The 17,889-nt window shown below is 68.6% G+C and carries 15 protein-coding genes; 8 read left to right on the forward strand and 7 right to left on the reverse strand.

Annotated elements, in window-relative coordinates; all coding sequences use genetic code 11:
• Nucleotides 1–12 precede the first annotated feature (12 nt).
• Together NWF22_RS18880 and NWF22_RS18885 are read right to left on the reverse strand one after the other, a co-directional pair.
• Nucleotides 13–234 carry a hypothetical protein gene (locus NWF22_RS18880; RefSeq protein ID WP_160903203.1) on the reverse strand — a complete coding sequence of 74 codons (222 nt, stop codon included), beginning with the start codon at nucleotides 232–234 and terminating at the stop codon, nucleotides 13–15.
• Entirely contained in the window at nucleotides 231–1,706 is a 1,476-nt protein-coding gene (locus NWF22_RS18885) for a PspC domain-containing protein (RefSeq protein WP_160903204.1), read from the reverse strand. The genes NWF22_RS18880 and NWF22_RS18885 overlap by 4 nt, the downstream gene beginning before the upstream one ends.
• A gap of 117 nt (nucleotides 1,707–1,823) precedes the next feature.
• On the opposite strand from NWF22_RS18885, the gene NWF22_RS18890 reads away from it, so the two are divergent.
• Nucleotides 1,824–3,218: an ATP-binding protein gene (locus NWF22_RS18890; protein ID WP_258321205.1), complete on the forward strand. Its 1,395-nt coding sequence runs from the start codon at nucleotides 1,824–1,826 to the stop codon at nucleotides 3,216–3,218.
• Nucleotides 3,215–3,898: a LuxR C-terminal-related transcriptional regulator gene (locus tag NWF22_RS18895; protein WP_160903206.1), complete on the forward strand. Its 684-nt coding sequence runs from the start codon at nucleotides 3,215–3,217 to the stop codon at nucleotides 3,896–3,898. Before NWF22_RS18890 ends, NWF22_RS18895 begins: the two co-directional genes overlap by 4 nt.
• Before the next feature lie 4 nt (nucleotides 3,899–3,902).
• Here the strand turns inward: NWF22_RS18895 and NWF22_RS18900 are convergent, their stop codons facing one another.
• Complete coding sequence (locus NWF22_RS18900; protein WP_160903207.1) at nucleotides 3,903–5,099, reverse strand: serine/threonine-protein kinase; 1,197 nt, start codon at nucleotides 5,097–5,099, stop codon at nucleotides 3,903–3,905.
• A gap of 77 nt (nucleotides 5,100–5,176) precedes the next feature.
• Between NWF22_RS18900 and NWF22_RS18905 the strand changes: the two genes are divergently transcribed.
• The 3 genes from NWF22_RS18905 to NWF22_RS18915 all read left to right on the forward strand — a co-directional run bounded on the left by NWF22_RS18905 (nucleotide 5,177) and on the right by NWF22_RS18915 (nucleotide 8,875).
• Nucleotides 5,177–6,199 carry an Rv2578c family radical SAM protein gene (locus NWF22_RS18905; RefSeq protein ID WP_160903208.1) on the forward strand — a complete coding sequence of 341 codons (1,023 nt, stop codon included), beginning with the start codon at nucleotides 5,177–5,179 and terminating at the stop codon, nucleotides 6,197–6,199.
• Between the two features lie 235 nt (nucleotides 6,200–6,434).
• On the forward strand, nucleotides 6,435–7,229 hold the full coding sequence (gene imuA', locus NWF22_RS18910; protein WP_233751280.1) for a DnaE2-dependent mutagenesis accessory factor ImuA': 795 nt from the start codon (nucleotides 6,435–6,437) through the stop codon (nucleotides 7,227–7,229).
• Between the two features lie 50 nt (nucleotides 7,230–7,279).
• Nucleotides 7,280–8,875, forward strand: coding sequence for a DNA polymerase Y family protein (locus tag NWF22_RS18915; RefSeq protein ID WP_258321206.1), 1,596 nt, complete (start codon nucleotides 7,280–7,282; stop codon nucleotides 8,873–8,875).
• A gap of 5 nt (nucleotides 8,876–8,880) precedes the next feature.
• Here the strand turns inward: NWF22_RS18915 and NWF22_RS18920 are convergent, their stop codons facing one another.
• Both NWF22_RS18920 and NWF22_RS18925 read right to left on the reverse strand, forming a co-directional pair.
• On the reverse strand, nucleotides 8,881–9,975 hold the full coding sequence (locus NWF22_RS18920; RefSeq protein WP_160903210.1) for an alanine racemase: 1,095 nt from the start codon (nucleotides 9,973–9,975) through the stop codon (nucleotides 8,881–8,883).
• 59 nt (nucleotides 9,976–10,034) lie between these two features.
• The gene (locus NWF22_RS18925; RefSeq protein WP_160903211.1) at nucleotides 10,035–11,966 is read right to left on the reverse strand and encodes an SDR family oxidoreductase; all 1,932 of its coding nucleotides are present in this window, start codon (nucleotides 11,964–11,966) and stop codon (nucleotides 10,035–10,037) included.
• A 220-nt stretch (nucleotides 11,967–12,186) separates the two neighbouring features.
• Here NWF22_RS18925 and NWF22_RS18930 point away from each other — a divergent pair, with 220 nt between their 5' ends.
• The 3 genes from NWF22_RS18930 (at nucleotide 12,187) to NWF22_RS18940 (ending at nucleotide 16,320) form a co-directional block, all read left to right on the forward strand.
• Complete coding sequence (locus NWF22_RS18930) at nucleotides 12,187–12,711, forward strand: GNAT family N-acetyltransferase (protein ID WP_160903212.1); 525 nt, start codon at nucleotides 12,187–12,189, stop codon at nucleotides 12,709–12,711.
• A gap of 72 nt (nucleotides 12,712–12,783) precedes the next feature.
• Complete coding sequence (locus NWF22_RS18935; protein ID WP_160903213.1) at nucleotides 12,784–16,056, forward strand: error-prone DNA polymerase; 3,273 nt, start codon at nucleotides 12,784–12,786, stop codon at nucleotides 16,054–16,056.
• 36 nt (nucleotides 16,057–16,092) lie between these two features.
• Nucleotides 16,093–16,320, forward strand: coding sequence for a DUF167 domain-containing protein (locus NWF22_RS18940; RefSeq protein WP_160903214.1), 228 nt, complete (start codon nucleotides 16,093–16,095; stop codon nucleotides 16,318–16,320).
• 27 nt (nucleotides 16,321–16,347) lie between these two features.
• Here the strand turns inward: NWF22_RS18940 and NWF22_RS18945 are convergent, their stop codons facing one another.
• Together NWF22_RS18945 and NWF22_RS18950 are read right to left on the reverse strand one after the other, a co-directional pair.
• On the reverse strand, nucleotides 16,348–16,812 hold the full coding sequence (locus NWF22_RS18945) for a tRNA (cytidine(34)-2'-O)-methyltransferase (protein ID WP_160903215.1): 465 nt from the start codon (nucleotides 16,810–16,812) through the stop codon (nucleotides 16,348–16,350).
• Nucleotides 16,813–16,905: 93 nt separating this feature from the next.
• Complete coding sequence (locus NWF22_RS18950) at nucleotides 16,906–17,856, reverse strand: serine/threonine dehydratase (protein ID WP_160903216.1); 951 nt, start codon at nucleotides 17,854–17,856, stop codon at nucleotides 16,906–16,908.
• Nucleotides 17,857–17,889: the final 33 nt, after the last annotated feature.

Consider the following 17,889-nt stretch of genomic DNA (forward strand, 5'->3'; position numbering starts at 1 on the left):
CTGAGGCGACGATCACCGCCGCCGCGACGACCGGGCGCCGGTGACGATGAGCAGCAGGCCGATCGCCAAACCGACAGCGACCGCGATCCAGCCGAGGTCGCCGGCCGGCGGCAGATCCGGTCCACCTGCCAGGCCCCACCCCGCGACCAGCAGTGCGGCGATCCCGAGCAGGATCAGCCCCGGCGAGCGGTGACGGGTGTCCGGCGTGCCGGCGTCGGTGTCGTCGTCGATCATCGGGTCACCTCCACATGCCCCACAGTGGTGTACGCATCGATCGTGAGCACGGGTCCCTCGGTGCCGTCGCGGCCACCGTCGAGACCGTCGGGACAGTCGTGGTCGCCCACGTTGACATCGCAGTTCGCGCGGATGTTGGTGTTCTCGCCGACGAGGACCTGGATCTCGCCGATCCCGTTACGCAGATCCACGGTGCGATCGGCGGTGATGTCCACGCCGCGCAGATCGAGCACCATCGTGCCCATCGTGAGGGCGTACTCATCGGTGATGTCGCTCTCGGAGACCGGTGTCCAGGTGCGTTCGCCGACCCCGCCGGGGGGGAGGTTCAACTGTCCGACGGCGGTGATCGCGACCGCGGCGACACCCAGGATCAGCGCGATCGGCACCAACCCGGCACTGTGTCCGCCGCTGCTGCGTCGACGCAGACCCGCATAGACCAGACCGCCGCCCACCACCGCCAGCGCCAGCGACACGATGCGAGCCGGGGTGAACCAGTCGACACCGACCTGATGGAGCGCGGCACCGGCCGCGGCGACGATCACCGCGAGCCCGATCACGATCAGGGTCAGCGGGGAACGGCGTTGCGATCGATGGTCGATCGCCGTTTCGGCGGTGGGTTCGGGCAGGTCCCAGGCGAACCGGGCGGTGCCCAGCGGATCCCAGGCCGGCGGGGTGCGGCGTATCTCGTCGGAGGCGAGGACGTCGGTGGGTGGGCCGGTCGGCGCGCTCGGTCCTGCAGGGTGTCCGGGAGCGCGCTCGTAGGCCGCCCCGGACGCAGATGCGCCGAGCGCAGATGGGTCCAGCGCAGCGGGGCCAGGGGAGGGCGCCGGCGGTCGGGCAGCGGATGCCGTTGGTCCGGCACTCGGTGCCGACTGAGTCGGTGAACTCGGGCCGGACGTGGTTGCGGTGCCGGTTGGCCCGGCCATCATCGCGCGTGGAATCCACGGCTGCAATGGGCCTTCCGTCCGGGCCGCGACGACCTCGTCGGCGGCCGGCTGGTGGGTGTCGACGCTGGTGCCGGTCGGAGGTTCCGGTGTGCGCTGGTAGAGCAGCCACCACCCGAGCAGCATCATCGCGGCACCGAGCAGGCCACCCGAACTCCAGGTGGCGTTGGGGCCGAAGGAGGTGAGGATGATGATCGCGAGGACGATCAGCAGGATCAGTTGCGGATTGCGATGTCGCCGCTGTCGGGGGTGTTGGCCCGGCGCGGTCCCCTCCGAGAAACCGCCGTGCCGGATGGAGCCGAGTTCGTCGTGCCGCTTGTTCTCACTCGGCATCGCCACCCACGCGGCGATGTACAGAACCAGTCCGCTGCCGCCGAACAACGTCGCGACCACGAAAGCGATCTTGACCAGTGTCGGGTCCACGCGATACCGCGCGCCGAAGCCGGCGCACACACCGGCCACGGTCCGGTTCGCGCTCGGTCGAATCGGCCGCGTCGCCCACAACCCCTCGAACTGCTTGGTGTCCATGGTCTCCATCGTGGCGGCTCGGTCGTGTCGCCACATCGGGGTAGCACCCTGAGAAAGTCCCTGATGTGCGGAGCGGGTCGACCGTGCCACTATCGAGATGTGAGTGGTGGTCCCCCCGTGCCCGCGACGCCGGCCCGGTCGACGTCGGTGCAGTCGACGGCGCCCCGGTTGGTGCGCCGCGACGGCGGTCGTGTCATCGCGGGGGTGGCCGGCGGCATCGCCGATCATCTCGGCGTGGACGCCTTCCGTGTCCGGGTGGTGTTCGTGGTGCTCGCGGCCCTCGCGGGCGCGGGTGTGCTCGCCTACGGTTTGCTGTGGTTCTTCTGCCCGCCCGGCCACGACACCGCGCCGCCGCGCCCGGGTGAGCGTCGGCAGGCCTACGGCCTCGCGTTGGTCGGACTGGTCGCGATGTCGGTCGTCGGGTTCGCCACATCCGGGACACCTGCGGCGTATCTGATTCCGTTCGTCTTCGTCGTGATCGGTGCCAGCCTGGTCTGGCGGGAGTTCGACACCTCACACAGCACCCCGCGTACGCCGTTGTTGACCTGGACGCGCTTCATCGGCGGTGCGCTCCTGGTGATCGGTGGACTGGTGGTGATCGTGCTGGCCGGCGACCGCTCATTCGGCGGTTTGTCCACAACGCTGCTCGCCGTGGTCGCCACCCTGATCGGGGTGGTGCTGCTGACCGTACCGCTGTGGATGCGGATGTGGCGTGCGCTCAACGAGGAACGAGCGGCGCGCATCCGCAACGCCGAGCGCGAGGAGATCGCCTCGCATCTGCACGATTCGGTGTTGCAGACGCTCGCGTTGATCCAGAAGCAGGCGGGCAGACCGGAGGAGGTGGCCCGCCTGGCGCGCAGTCAGGAGCGGGAACTGCGGGGCTGGTTGTTCGGTGATCCCGCCCAGCGGGCCGGATCGTTGGCGGCGAGCCTCCAGGAGGTCGGCGCGGAGGTCGAGGACCACTACGGCATCGAGGTCGACGTGATCACGGTGGGTGACCTGCGCCCGGAGGACGAACCCGCGGCGCAGCGGCGTCGCTGGGCGGCGCTGGTGGCGGCGACCCGGGAGGCGTTGATCAACGCCGCCAAGCACTCCGGGGAGCGCAAGGTGGATGTCTACGGCGAGGTGACCGACGAGCAGGTCGAGGTGTTCGTCCGTGACCGCGGAGTCGGTTTCGACCCGGAACTCGTCGACGGCGATCGGCACGGCATCACCCGTTCGATCACCGCCCGGATGCAACGCGCCGACGGCACGGCCGCCGTCGACTCGGCGCCCGGACGAGGCACCAACGTCAGGCTCGTGATGCCACGAGAACCGAGCCGGGGGCACGTCGAGACCGACGCGGCGGACAAGGCTGCCGGGCAGGCCGGTTCGTCTGATACACCGGACGGGACGAGTCGGGAGGGTACGAGTCGCGAAGGGGCACAATCGCAACTCGACGCAGAACCGAGCGACGCAGAACCGAGCGACGCAGAACCGAGCGACGCAGAACCGAGAAGGGAAGCATCGTGACGGCAGACCCGACGGACTCGGCGCAGTGTCGAATCTTCCTCGTCGACGACCACGCGGTGTTCCGTTCCGGCGTGCGGGCCGAGTTGGCCTCCGAGCCGGGTATCGCGATCGCCGGCGAGGCAGGCACGGTGGCCGAGGCGGTGGAGGGCATCCTGGCCCTGCGTCCCGACGTCGTCCTACTCGATGTGCACATGCCCGCCGGCGGTGGGGCGGCGGTACTACGGGGGGTCAGCGACGCGATCACCGACGGTCCGGTGCCGGTGTTCTTGGCGCTCAGCGTCTCCGACGCAGCCGAGGACGTGATCGCGACGATCCGAGCGGGCGCGCGCGGGTACGTCACCAAGACCATCGACGGTGCGGCGCTGGCCGACGCCGTGCGACGGGTGGCCGACGGGGATGCGGTGTTCAGCCCGCGACTGGCCGGCTTCGTGCTCGACTCGTTCACCGGGAAATCCGCCGCACCCGAACCGCCGCTCGATCCGGAACTGGACTCGCTGACCAAGCGGGAACTCGAGGTGTTGCGGTTGTTGGCGCGCGGATACACCTACCGGGAGATCGCCGACGAGCTGTTCATCTCGATCAAGACCGTCGAGACCCACGCCTCCAACGTGTTGCGCAAGACCCAACAGTCCAATCGCAACGCGCTGACCCGATGGGCCGCCACCCGCCACATCGGCTGACGAATCAGCCTGCCACGACGATCGCTACGATCACGAGGATCACCAGGACGACGGCGCCGAGGGCAAGTGCCAGCATCGTCGGTGACAGCCCCGCCAACCCGAAACCGTCTCGCGTCGCGGGCCGGTGGGTGGCCGACTCGGTGGCGGTCGCCACCGTCGACGGCCGGTCGTCGACGCCCTGGGGCGGAGCCGGCGGTCGGGCGGGCAGCGGCCCCCCGACCGGGAGATGGGTGCCCGTCGGATGCGTGCGTGGCGGACGCGGCGACCGCTGTGCCCAGGTGGGCAATCCGCCGTCAGGAGTGGTGATGGGGCTGGTCAGCACCTGATGGATCGAGCCGCGTTCACCCGCAGCGACGTCGGCGAGCAGGTCGCGCGCCTGCGCCATGGTGGGTCGCCGTGCCGGGCTCGGCTCCAGGAGTCGCAGCAGTACCGGCTCGAGTGCGCCGGCTCGGGTCATCGGATTGATGCGGGCGCGGGCCACTTTGTGCAGCAAGGCGAGTGAATCGTCGTCCACCCCGAATGGTGGTCGTCCTTCGACCAGGGTGTAGACCGTGGCGCCGAGTGAGTACACATCGGATGCCTCGGTCGGTTCGGCGCCGCGGGCGACCTCCGGCGCGAAATATGCCGGTGTTCCGGTGATCACACCCGAACTGTGCAGACTGACCTCGTCCTTGAGGCGGGAGATGCCGAAGTCGGTGATCTTGACCAGACCGGCGGTGCGGCCGGTGGTCGTCACAAGCAGGTTGCCCGGTTTGATGTCGCGGTGGATGATGCCCGCGGTGTGTGCGGTGGTCATCGCGTCGGCCACCTGGGCGCCGATCTGCGCGGCCTGTCGCGCATCGAGAGTCTTTGTGGTGTGCAGGATCTGGGCAACACTGCGGGATGGGAGATACTCCATCACCAGCCACGGCTCCCCGCTGTCGAGGGCCACGTCGTGCATCGCGATGGCGTTGCGGTGCACGAGTTTGGCGGCGATGCGTCCCTCGCGCATCGCGCGTTGCCGGATGCTGTCGGCGGTCTCGTCGCTCAGTCCCTCGGTGGAGACCACCTGCTTGACCGCGACGTCGCGGTCGAACAGCTGATCACGGGCCAGCCAGACCGATCCCATGCCGCCGCCGCCGATGCGCGATCGCAATCGGTACCGCCCGGCGACCAGGTACTGGGGACCGGGCGTGCGACGGTGGTCGGGGGTGGTCGGCATAGGCTGCATGATAGTCGTGCCGCGGATGTCCGGTGCGACGCTTGACAGGTTCCTCGCACATATGTTCGACTTCGGGTATGCGGTGGTCCGATCAGGGGGTCGGGGTCGACGACGGTGCTCTGCCCGGTTTGGGAAAGGCGGGCCTGGTGCGGTCGGTGCAGACCCCCGAGTTCGAGGGAGTCACGTTCCACGAGGTGCTCGCCAAGAGTGCGCTCAACCAGGTGCCGGACGCCGCCAATCTGCCGTTCCGGTTCACGGTCAACACCTTTCGCGGCTGCACCCATGCCTGTCGGTACTGTTTTGCCCGACCGACCCATGAGTATCTGGATCTCGATGCCGGCCGTGACTTCGACAGTCAGGTGGTGGTGAAGCTCAATGTCGCCGCGGTGTTGCGCAAGGAGCTGCGGCGACGGTCGTGGACTCGGGAGACGGTGGCGCTGGGGACCAACACCGACCCCTATCAGCGGGCCGAGGGGCGCTATCGACTGATGCCGGGGGTGATCTCGGCGCTGGCGGAATCGGCGACGCCGTTCTCGATCCTCACCAAGGGCACCTTGTTGCGCCGTGATCTGCCGTTGTTGCGACAGGCTGCGCAGCAGGTGCCGGTGAGCATCGGGATCTCGCTGGCCTTCCATGACCCCGAGCTGCAGAAGGCGATAGAACCGGGAACGCCCTCGCCCAAGGCGCGGCTGGAGCTGATCCGGGCGGTGGCCGAGGCGGGGTTCGCGCCGCATGTGATGGTCGCACCGGTGATCCCGTATCTGACGGACTCGTCGGTGCACCTCGAGAGTCTGATCGCCGCGTTGGCCGAGGCCGGTGCGGCCGGCGTCACCGCGTTCCCGATGCATCTGCGCGGCGCGACCAAGCCGTGGTTCCTGGAATGGCTGGCCGCCGAGCATCCGGCGCTGGTGCGCCGATACCGGGGCCTCTATGGGCGGGGTGCCTACGTCACGCCGGAGTACTCGGCGTGGTTGGCCGGTCGCATGCGTCCCCTCGTCGAGCGGCATGGGTTGGCGGGGTCGCCGGGGCTGCGGGCCGCGACGGCGACCGACGTGCCGGCCCCGCAACCCGCCGCCCAGGAGTCGCTCACCCTCTTCTGAGGGGTCGTTGCTGAGGGTGACGCGTCGGTTCGTCCCCCTGGTGTTGACTCGTTCCCCGCGTGCATGTGGGGGAGGTTCGCAGACAAGGGGGACGAACCGTCCGGGCGCATGCCGCTGACCTCGCGCGTTGCGGTTGTCGGTGGCTCGCCCTAGTATCGAAATCACTCGAAAATATGTTCGAACGCACGCATCTTCCCGGCGCGCTGATTGCGGAAAGTCGCTGGTAGGAGGCTGCATGAGTGCATCGTTGGAAGTGTCCGAGAGAGGTTCGGAGAACCCTGGGGATCACCGCTCGGCGGACAGCGAGTTGGACCGTCTCCGGCGTCGGATCGCGGCGATGTCGGGCCGGCCGGACCGTCCGGTGATGGAGGTGGCCGATCCGGCGGACGAGGTCCTCCCGGTTCCGGCTGCGATGGCGGATCTGCTGCCGCGTGGCGGCCTGGTGCGTGGAGGTGTCCTCACGATCGACGGTGCCCGGTCCGTGCTGCTGGCGGTGATCGCATCGGTGAGCGCTGCGGGTCATCAGGTGGGTCTGGTGGGGATGCCGAACCTCAACCTGGGTGCGGTGGCCGAACTCGGCGGCGACCTCGCTCGAATCGCCACGGTGCCGGATCCGGGGGTCGATCCGGTCGAGGTGGCCGGTGTGCTGCTCGACGGGATGGACCTGGTGGTCCTGGACCTGGCCGGTGCCGCGGTACCGCCCTCGCGGACCCGGGTGATGATGGGACGGTTGCGCAAACAGAAGTCGGCGCTGATGATCACCGGCGGTTCCTGGCCGGGGGCGCATCTGCGTCTGGCGACCGAGATCGTCACCTACCGGCATCTGCCGGGCGCCGACTGCACTGACCTGGCAACGGCGCGGCCCGGGGTCGGCCGGATCGGTGGGATGACACTGCGACTGACGGTCGCCGACCGCGGACATCGCCACGTGGTCGGTGAGATCGATCTGCGGACAAGTGGATTCGGTGCCGGTCGGCAGGTGGAACTGGTCGCATCGACGACCCGGCCGCGCTTGGCGGTGGCGAACTGATGGTCGAGCGCACGGTGTCGTCGGAATTCAGGTCGTCGGAATTCAGGTCGGTGGAATCGCCATCGGCGGAGAAACGCATCCTCGCCCTCTGGTGCCCGGACTGGCCGGCGACAGCTGCGGCGATCGCCGCGGATCTGCCGCCGCATCACCCGGTCTCCGTCCTGTATGCCAACCGGGTGGTGGCCTGTTCGGCGCCGGCACGGATGGCCGGGGTGCGGCGCGGCATGCGCAAGCGACAGGCGCAGTCGGCCTGCCCGGAGATGACGGTGGTCGCCACCGACGATCACCGGGACGGGCGGGTCTTCGAGCCGGTGGTCGCGGTGGTGGCAGATCTGGTGCCCGTCGTGGAAGTGTTGCGGCCGGGGCTGGTGGTGGTGCCCGCGGGCAGGGCTGCCCGGTATTTCGGGGGTGAGCATGTGTTGGCGGAGAAACTGATCGATGCGGTGGCCGCGTGCGGGGTGGAGGTCCAGGGCGGGGTCGCCGATGAGTTGTTCACCGCAGTGCTGGCCGCGCGTGGCGGGCATCATGTACCGCCGGGGGGCGATGTCGCGTATCTGGCCGATCGGCCGGTCGGTGACCTCGCGGTGGAACCGAGTCTGAGTGACCCGGGTCGGACCGAGTTGGCCGAACTGCTACGCCGACTGGGGATCACCACCATCGGGGCATTCGCTCAGATGTCCGTCCGGGATGTCGCCACCCGGTTCGCCGCCGATGCGGTGGTGGCGCATCGGCTGGCCAACGCCGCGCCCGGCAGGCCACCCTCGGGTCAGGCGACTCCGGTCGATCTGATCATCGAACACCGGTGTGACCCGCCGATCGATCGGGTGGATTCGGCCGCCTTCCTCGGGCGCCGCCTGGCAGACGAACTTGCCGGCGCTCTGGCGGCCGCATCGGCGGCGTGTACCCGGCTCACCGTCGAAGCGGTCACCGAGCGCGGACAGCGTCACGCGCGGACCTGGCGATGCGCGCGACCGCTGACCCCGGAGGCCACCGCCGATCGGATCCGGTGGCAGCTCGAAGGGTGGTTGACCGGCGGACGTCCCGGTGCCGAAGACCGACCGGATTCCCCGGTGGTCATGCTCCGCCTCGAACCCATCGAGGTCGTCGGGGCGGGCACGTTGCAATACTCGTTGAGCGGCAACGGCCTACCCGAGGACCCGGAGATCGGTGAACGGGCGCGCCGTTGCCTCGTGCGGGTGCAGGGGCTGCTGGGTGGCGATGCCGTGCAGCTTCCCATCACGAGCGGCGGTCGGGGTCCGGCGGACCAGATCACCATGGTGGCGCTCGGTGACGAGCGGATCCCGGCGCGGAATCCGGCGGCGCCGTGGCCGGGCCGATTGCCCCAGCCGACCCCGGCGGTGCTGGTGGAGACCCCGATCCTGGTGCTGGACATGACGGGTACCCCGGTGGAGGTCACCGGCCGGGGATGTTTCTCCGCCGAGCCCACCACAGTGCAGATGCATTCTGCGGGAAGGCGCCGACGGAGCTGGGAACTGCGGTGGTGGGCCGGGCCATGGCCGACCGGCCTCGACGACGACGGTGCCGGCGGACTGATCGCCCGAGCCCAGGTGCTGCTCGATGATTCGCGTGCCCTGCTCCTGTGTTATCGGGCACGGAGCTGGGTGGTGGAGGGGGTCTACGAGTGACCCGGTCAGCTGTTGGCGCCGCGAGCGACCACCGGCCAGCGTGCTGCCGACCCGTCGTCGCGCGGCACGATGAGTTCGTCGACCAGATTGACCGCGGTGCACACATGATTGGGCACCATGTGCACGGTGGCACCCGGATCGGGGATCGACGTGACCGGGTGGCCGGCGGGGTACTCGATCACCGCGTGATGCTCCGACAAGGACGTGACGACCGCATCCGGGGCGTCGAGCAGACGACCGAACCCCGACACCCAGGGCGGCCGGTCCGCACCCAGGATCTTGCTGCCCGCGTCGGTGACGATCCGGGTCCCGCTGCGATGCACCACGGTGGCCACCGCGGTCAATGCGATGTCGTCGGCGGTACACGATCCGAGTTCCCACTGCTGGGCGTCGTTGAACGGGTACACGCCGGGCCGGATCTCGGTGAGCACGCCGGAACCACTGAACTCGATCGTCGGCGTAGAGCCGCCGCTGCGCACAATCGGGTCGAACCCGTTGTCGCGCAGCCGCTGTGCAGCCGCCGACAGAGCCTCGATCTCCTGCTCGGCGGCGCGCCGGCGCGCATCACCCGGGCCGTATCCGTGCCCGGGAAAGGTGAACACCCCCACCACCTGCAGCCCGGCGTCGGCGGCGGCGGTCGCCACCACCCCGGCATCGTCGGGAGCGACCCCGGTGCGATGCTGACCGGAATCGACCTCCACCACGACCTCCACCTCGCTGCCACCCAGTCCGGCGGCGAGTTGCTGCGCCCCGACGACGGAGTCGACCGCGAGGCGCAGTCGGGTCTGCTGTGCCAACGCCTGCAACCGATCACCTTTGGTCGCCGTCACCCACAGTGGGTAGGCGATGAACAGGTCGACCGGGGCCGAGTCGGTCCGGGAGGAGGTGAGCGCCGCCGCGAACATCTCCGCCTCGCCGATGGTCGCGACGGTCAATCCGACCGCGCCGGCATCGAGTTGACGCCGGGCGATCTGGGCGCACTTGTGGGTCTTGGTGTGGGGCCGCAGATCGAGTCCCGACGTGCGCGCCTGGGTGGCGACCGCATCGATGTTGCGATCGAGTCGGTCGACATCGACCGCCAGATAAGGGGTGTCGATCATGCCTCGATCATGCCCTGCCGTAGTCGGATAGCACGGCCAGGCCGGCTCGGTGGCGCGACTCAGCGCTCGGCATCGGAGGAATTGCCCAGCGCGGCAGCCGATTCGCCGATCATCAGGTACTCCTGGTGCATCACCCGGGTGGTGAGTCGCCCGGCGAACAGATGGCCCACCTCGGCGAGGACACCGATGGGTGAGTTCACCGTGTAGGGCCGTTCGGTGATCGCGTGCAGGACGCGCGAAGCTGCCTTGTCGACACCCCAGATGCCGGCCTGATTGTCGTAGGCGTGGGTGGGGGCGATCATCCGAGTACGGACAAGGGGTAGCCGGACGTTGCTGAAGGTCACATGATCGGAGAGTGTTTCGGTCCTGGTCGCCTCGCTGAACGCCTCCAGTGCCGCCTTCGACGCCGCGTACGCACCGAACCGCGGCCCGCGCGACTGCACCGCCACCGAAGAGACGTTCACGACATGTCCCGACTGCCGCGCCACCATATGCGGCAGCAGGGCGAGGGTCAGCGTGACCGCGCCGAAGTAGTTGACGGCCATCAACCGGTGATGGTCGTGGAGACGGTCGGTGGAGTTGACCGCGGCGCGACGTATGGACCGGCCCGCATTGTTGACCAGGACGTCGACGTGATCATGTTCGGCCAGAACGGTCTTGACCAGACCGGCCACGGCCTCCTCGTCGGTGATGTCGCACGGATAGGCGAACACGCGACCCGGCGGCACCCCCTCCTTGCTGCCGGTCGCCGACAACTCGGCGACCGCGGCATCGAGCGCATCGCGATCACGCGCCACGATGAACACGTCGGCGCCGCGCGCCACGCACATGCGGGCGGTGGCCTTGCCGATACCCGTCGATCCGCCGGTGATCAGGACATGCTTGCCCACCAGCGGTCCGCGGGGATCGGTCCGGCGGTGTCGAGCCGGATCGAGATGGCGGGACCAGTAGGTCCACAGCCGTGGCCCGTAGTCGTCGAGGTCGGGGAGTTCGATGCCCCGGTCGCGCAGCGCAGCCACGGAGTCGTCGGAACGGAAGTCGGCGGTCAGCGACATGCCGTCGAGCAGCGCGGGTGGGATGCCCTGCTGGGTGGCGACGAGGTCGCGGGCCACGCGCAGCACACCGGAACCGGCCACGGTCACCAGCGGCTCCACCAGGGCGCGGGGGATGACGTTGTGTCCGCGCGGACCGCGGAATCCAGGCGCGATCGCGTTGTACATGTCGGTGATGGTGCGTCGTCGGGGATCGGCGAGGTGAAACACCTGTCCGCTGCGCCCGGGCTGCGTGGAGCACAGGGCGACGATGCCGTTGGCGACATAGTCGACCGGCACGATGTTCACATGGCCGAGGTCGGGCATCGGCAGCGGAAGGCTGTGCGGGAGCGCCCCGAGCAGCCGGAGATGTCCGAAGAAGTAGTACGGTCCGTCGATCTTGTCCATCTCGCCCGTGTGCGAATCGCCGACGACCACCGAGGGTCGATATATCCGCCAGCGCAGCCCTTCTCGCTCGCGCACGAGCTTCTCTGCCGCGAACTTCGTGCGGTGGTACGGAGTCGGGAAACCCTGGCCGCAGTCGAAGTCGTGTTCGGTGAAGGTGCCGCGATGATCGCCCGAGACCGCGATCGAGGACACGTGGTGCAGCATCGCGTCCACCTGTTGTGCGAAGTCGGCGACGCGTGCCGTGCCCTCCACATTGGCGGCGTGTTGGGCGTCGGCGTCGGCGGTCATGTCGTAGATCGCGGCGAGGTGGATGACGTGGTCGATGTCGGGAAGGTCGGCGGCGCCGAGCCCGAGTCCGGGAGCGGTGAGGTTCCCGACGACCGGGGTGATCTGGTCGAGTTCGGGCGCCGACGCGAGGTACCGGCTGAATCGGGGCAGGGTGTTCTCCCGAACCAGGACGAGGATCGTGGCGTCGGGCTCGACGACGCGGAGGCGTTCGATGATGCGGCGTCCGATGAAGCCGGAGCCGCCGGTGATGAAGTAGGTGGTCATGGGTGTCGTGAATCCGATCTCGTGGGTGAGGTGGATCAGCCGGCGACTTCTTACTTGGCGGTAAGAAGTGGAATGCAACCAGACTGACACTTACATTGGCGAATGGCAACATCGGGTCGTGTGGAGCGCCGGCGGCGTATTCCGCCACGCTGTGGCGGTCGCGGCGGCAGAATCGTCTCGAGCAGCGCGTCCGGTTCCGGTGCGAGAGAAGGTGGTCACGATGGATGGTCGCGACCAGGTCGTATGCCGACCGGAGGTGCCTGCCGACATCGAGGGGATTCGTGCTCTGGTCACCGCCGCATTCGGACAACCCGACGAGGCGGACCTGGTCGACGCGCTTCGGGCGGACGGCGAGGCATGGATTCCTGAGCTCTCGGTCGTCGCGACGGACGTCGACGATCGGATCGTGGGGTACGCGTTGGTGACCCGATGCCGGGTCGGCGGTGAGCCGGCGCTCGCGTTGGCGCCGTGTGCGGTGACGCCGCGGCTGCAGAACCGTGGTGTCGGCACGGCGGTGACCGCCGACGTGCTTCGTCGGGCGCGGGTGACGGTCGGCGTCCCGGATCTCGTCGTGGTGCTGGGCCATCCGGGGTTCTATCCGCGATTCGGCTTCCGTCGCGCCTCGGATCAGGGGATCTCGGTCTCCTTCGAGGTGTCCGACGAGGCGCTGATGTATCTCGATCTCGATCCGGGCCATCCGATTGCCTCCGGCGAGATCACCTACCCCGCCGCTTTCGGGGTGTGATCGACTCCGTGTCGGTCTGTGGGTGTCGGCCACACCTTGAGGTATCGAACAAATGTTCGATACCCTTGACCGGTGGGCTGGGATCAGGGACCACCGACATGGTCGGAGATGGAACGGGTGCTCTCCGGCCGCGCGCCGGGCGGAGGACGTCCGGGCGAGGCGTTCGGTCCCGGCGACAACACCGGCGACGGCAACGACAGTCCGGCATGGTCACGCAAACGGGGGGCCTACCGCGCCGAGGGGGTGGAGCGCGGGCGCTCGGCGGTGCCGTTCGCGGAGCTGCACGCACACAGTGCCTACAGCTTTCTCGACGGTGCCTCGATGCCCGAGGAGATGGTGGAGGAGGCGCAACGCCTGGGCTTGTCCGCGTTGGCCCTGACCGACCACGATGGTTTCTACGGGATCGTGCGATTCGCCGAGGCGGCACGCGAGTTCGAGATGCCGACGGTGTTCGGGGCCGAACTCTCCCTGGAACCCGATGCCGCGCGTACGGGTGTCGCCGATCCACCGGGTGAACATCTGCTGGTCCTCGCCCGCGACAGCGAAGGATATCGACGACTGTCGCGGACCATCGCCGACGCACACATGCTCGGCGGGGAGAAGGGACTGCTGCGCTATGACCGCGACATCTTGCCCGAGATGGCCGGTGGGCACTGGCTGATCCTCACCGGATGCCGGAAAGGGGCGGTGCGTAGGGCGCTCGACCGCGGCGGCCCGCCGGCGGCGCGCGAGGCACTCGCCGGGTTGGTCGAGCGATACGGCGCCGAGGACGTCGTCGTGGAACTCACCGCGCAGGGGCTGCCCGATGATGACGAACGCAACGCGGTCCTGGCCGCACTGGCCGGCGAGTTCGGGCTGGCGACGGTGGCCACCACCGGTGCGCATTTCGCCGGACCGCGACGGCGCCGACTGGCCACGGCCGTCGCAGCGGTCCGCGCCCGGACCGACATCGAGACCATCGACGGATGGCTGCCGGGGGTCGGCGGTGCGCATCTGCGCAGCGGTGACGAGATGGCCAGGCTGCTGCCCGGACACCCCGAGGCCATCGACAACGCGGTCGGTCTGGCAGCCGACTGCGCCTTCCGGCTCGGTCTCATCGCGCCGCAGTTGCCGCCGTTCGACGTGCCCGACGGCCACACCGAGAACAGCTGGCTGAGGGAGAAGACGATGGCCGGGGCGCTGCGTCGGTATGGACCACCGAGTGCCCATCCGCAGGCCTATCGGCAGATCGAACACGAACTGGCCATCATCGAGACACTCACCTTCCCGGGCTATTTCCTGGTGGTCGCCGACATCGTCGATTTCTGCAAGGCCAACGACATCCTGTGTCAGGGCCGGGGCAGCGCAGCGAACTCCGCGGTCTGTTACGCCCTCGGGATCACCAATGTCGATCCGGTGGCCAACAAGTTGTTGTTCGAACGCTTCCTCGCGCCGGAGCGGGACGGCCCGCCGGATATCGACGTGGACATCGAATCCGACCGCCGGGAGGAGGCGATCCAGTACGTCTACCGCCGATACGGTCGCGACTACAGCGCGCAGGTTGCCAACGTCATCACCTATCGCGGCAAGTCGGCGGTTCGGGACATGGCCCGGGCGCTGGGGTACGCCACCGGCCAGCAGGACGCCTGGAGCCGGACGCCTGACGAGGCACCCGCGGACGTCACCCATCTCGCCGGCGAGATCCTGGGTATGCCGAGGCATCTGGGCATCCACTCGGGTGGGATGGTGATCTGCGACCGGCCGATCGCCGACGTGTGCCCGACCGAATGGGCACGGATGGCCGATCGCAGCGTCCTGCAGTGGGACAAGGACGACTGCGCCGCCATCGGTCTGGTGAAATTCGATCTCCTCGGTCTGGGCATGCTGTCGGCATTGCACTACGCGATCGATCTGGTGGCCGAACACAAGGGGATCGAGGTCGATCTCGCCACCCTCGACCTCACCGAACCCGCGGTCTACGAGATGCTCTGTCGCGCCGACTCGGTCGGCGTCTTCCAGGTGGAGTCGCGTGCGCAGATGGCCACCCTGCCGCGGCTGCGACCGCGCACCTTCTATGACCTGGTGGTGGAGGTGGCCCTCATCCGCCCCGGCCCCATCCAGGGTGGATCGGTGCACCCCTACATCCGTCGCCGCAACGGGGTCGAGGAGCCTGCCGTCGAGCACCCGTCGATGCACAAGGCGCTCGACCGGACGCTCGGGGTGCCGTTGTTCCAGGAACAGTTGATGCAGCTCGCGGTCGACGTGGCCGGATTCGATGCCTCCGAGGCCGATCAATTGCGGCGTGCGATGGGATCCAAACGTTCGCCGGAACGGATGGAGCGGCTCCGTCGGCGCTTCTACGCCGGAATGGAGAAACTGCACGGGATCACCGGCGAGATGGCCGATCGCATCTTCGAGAAGATGGCGGCGTTCGCGAATTTCGGTTTCCCGGAGAGCCATTCCCAGAGTTTCGCGTCGCTGGTGTTCTATTCGTCATGGTTCAAGCTGCACCATCCGGCCGCGTTCTGCGCTGCCCTGCTGCGGGCACAGCCGATGGGTTTCTACTCGCCGCAGTCCCTGGTCGCCGATGCCCGGCGCCACGGCGTGCGGGTCCATCGCCCCGACATCAACAGATCATTGGCGCACGCGACTCTGGAGAATGAGGGTCTCGAGGTGCGGCTCGGTCTCGGTGGTGTGCGTGGTGTCGGCGCCGACGTTGCCGAGAAGATCGTCGAATCCCGGACTCGGGAAGGCGATTTCACCGACATCGCGGATGTGTCCCGGCGGGCCGGCCTGACGGTCGGCCAACTCGAGGGCCTGGCCGGTGCCGATGCGTTCGCGTGTTTCGGGGTGAGCCGTCGGCAGGCGCTCTGGGAGGCCGGAGCCGCCGCGACGGTGCGTTCGGACCAACTGCCGCTCGAAGCGGCTGCGCACGCGCCGACGCTTCCGGGGCTCTCCGATGTGGAACTCGCGGCCACCGATGCCTGGGCCACCGGGATCACCCCGACGTCGTATCCCACTCAGTTCCTGCGGCCGCGACTGGATGCGATGGGGGTGATCCCCGCAGACGGGTTGTTGGCGGTGGCCGATGGTTCGCGTGTGCTGGTGGCCGGGGCGGTCACCCATCGACAGCGGCCGGCGACCGCATCCGGTGTGACATTTATCAACCTGGAGGACGAAACCGGAATGGTGAACGTGGTGTGTTCGGTCGGGTTGTGGACGCGTCACCGAAATCTGGCACACTCAGCCTCGGCATTGCTGATCCGGGGCACCGTGCAAAACGCCGAGGGGGCGGTGACGGTGGTGGCAGAGCGTTTGCAGCGCTTGGATCTTCGTGTGGGAACACGTTCCCGTGACTGGCACTGAGCAGATACTGGCCCGAGGACGAAAGTGGGGACCGCCATGGCGAGGCAGATCGTGGTGACCGTGAAGCCGAGCAGCCGCAAAGGACCACTGGTGGAGACGACTCCGGCGGGCTCGATGACCATCTACGTGCGTGAGCCGGCCACGGAAGGACGGGCGAACAAGGCGGTGGCGGAGATCTTGGCCGATCACCTCGGTGTGCCCAAGAGCCGTGTCGCACTCGTGGGTGGTGCGACCGCGCGGACCAAACGATTCCGCATCGACTGACCGGGTGACATCTCCCGGCCGCGTTGTTCACACCGCGCCGCTGAACCCGTTCTGACGCCACGCCTCGTAGACGACGATGCTGGCGGCGTTGGCGAGGTTGTGTGACCGGCGGCCCGCGAGCATCGGAATCCGGACACGGTCGGTGATCTGCGGTTGGTCGAGAACCTCGTCGGGCAGACCCGTCGGCTCCGGGCCGAACAGCAGCACATCGCCCGGCCGGTAGGTGATGTCGGTGTGATAGCGCGAGGCGTGTGCGGTGAAGGCGAACACCCGCTCCGGCCGCAGCGCCGCCCACGCCGTCGTCAGATCGGGATGTACTGTCACGGTGGCCATCTCGTGGTAGTCGAGACCGGCGCGTTTCACCTGCGCATCGGACATGTCGAAGCCCAACGGCTCGATCAGGTGCAGCTCACAGCCGGTGTTGGCGGCCAGCCGGATCGCGTTGCCCGTATTCGGCGGAATACACGGCTGATAGAACATGATGCGGAACACGAGGGGTAAGTCTAGGACTGCCGGCCGCAACTCCCGGTTCTGGCTGCAGTTGGGTTCCCCAGCCGGACCCCGGAACTGCGGCCGGAACGGTGGCTACGAATCGAGCGTCAGGGGAGTGTTGGCGCCGCAGAGGACAACACAGAGGGTGGTGCCCGGCGCTGCGCGGACCTTGCCGGTGCACACGGCGGCGACCGCGCTCGCCGTGCCGTGTTCGACCAGGATGCGGTAGTCGGTCCACAACAACTGCCGCGCCGCGATCAGGTCGGCGTCGGACACCGTAACGCTGGTCACCTCGCGGTCGGCGATCGTCGCCCAGCAGATGTCACCCAGGCGGGTGGCGCCCAGCGAGTCGGCTGCCACGCTGTCCAATTCCACCGGCACCGGCCGGCCGGCGTCCAGCGCCGATCGCAGACAGGACGCCCCGATCGGTTCGACGCCGACCATCCGGTCGCCGGCCCGCATGGCCGCCGTCATGCCGCCGAGCAGTCCACCGCCACCGACACACACCACCGTGGTCAGCGGCCCGTCGACGTCCTCGGCGAGTTCGAGGCCGATGGTCCCGGCGCCCGCGACGATGTCGGGCAGATCGTAGGCGTGCAGCGCCAACGCCCCCGAGCGCTCGGCCATCTGCGTGGCGGCATCGGCCGCGTCCTGGTAGCGCCGGCCGATCAGATGGACGTCGGCGCCCAGCGCGCGCAGACTCTCCACCTTCACTGCCGGCGCGGTCTCCGGAACGACGACGGTGCACCGGCACCCGGCGATTCTGCCCGCCCACGCGGCGCCGATCGCGGCGTTGCCGCCTGATGCCACCAGGATGCCGGCGTCGTCGAGCTGACCGTTGTCGGCGGCGTGCAGTACGGCGTTGAGGCTGCCACGTGCTTTGAAGCAGCCGCCGAGTTGTAGGTACTCCTGTTTGAAGACCACCTCGATCGGTCCGGACACCGTGGCCAACGATGCCCGGAAAGGCGGTGTGTGCCGTACGCGCCCAGCGGTCCGGTCCTGCGCGTCGGCGACGTCGGCGCGGGTCACGGGATCGGGCGACATCCGAAGAGTGTCCACGTCAGATCACGGTAGTCG

This window comes from Gordonia mangrovi, assembly GCF_024734075.1.
Lineage (GTDB): Bacteria > Actinomycetota > Actinomycetes > Mycobacteriales > Mycobacteriaceae > Gordonia > Gordonia mangrovi.

What these genes read in the sequence shown, in the direction of transcription:
- NWF22_RS18880 (WP_160903203.1), bottom strand. Translation starts at nt 234, where the DNA reads ATGATCGACGACGACACCGACGCCGGCACGCCGGACACCCGTCACCGC.
- NWF22_RS18885 (WP_160903204.1), bottom strand. Translation starts at nt 1,706, where the DNA reads ATGGACACCAAGCAGTTCGAGGGGTTGTGGGCGACGCGGCCGATTCGA.
- NWF22_RS18900 (WP_160903207.1), bottom strand. Translation starts at nt 5,099, where the DNA reads ATGCCGACCACCCCCGACCACCGTCGCACGCCCGGTCCCCAGTACCTG.
- NWF22_RS18905 (WP_160903208.1), top strand. Translation starts at nt 5,177, where the DNA reads ATGCGGTGGTCCGATCAGGGGGTCGGGGTCGACGACGGTGCTCTGCCC.
- imuA' (WP_233751280.1), top strand. Translation starts at nt 6,435, where the DNA reads ATGAGTGCATCGTTGGAAGTGTCCGAGAGAGGTTCGGAGAACCCTGGG.
- NWF22_RS18920 (WP_160903210.1), bottom strand. Translation starts at nt 9,975, where the DNA reads ATGATCGACACCCCTTATCTGGCGGTCGATGTCGACCGACTCGATCGC.
- NWF22_RS18925 (WP_160903211.1), bottom strand. Translation starts at nt 11,966, where the DNA reads ATGACCACCTACTTCATCACCGGCGGCTCCGGCTTCATCGGACGCCGC.
- NWF22_RS18930 (WP_160903212.1), top strand. Translation starts at nt 12,187, where the DNA reads ATGGATGGTCGCGACCAGGTCGTATGCCGACCGGAGGTGCCTGCCGAC.
- NWF22_RS18940 (WP_160903214.1), top strand. Translation starts at nt 16,093, where the DNA reads ATGGCGAGGCAGATCGTGGTGACCGTGAAGCCGAGCAGCCGCAAAGGA.
- NWF22_RS18950 (WP_160903216.1), bottom strand. Translation starts at nt 17,856, where the DNA reads ATGTCGCCCGATCCCGTGACCCGCGCCGACGTCGCCGACGCGCAGGAC.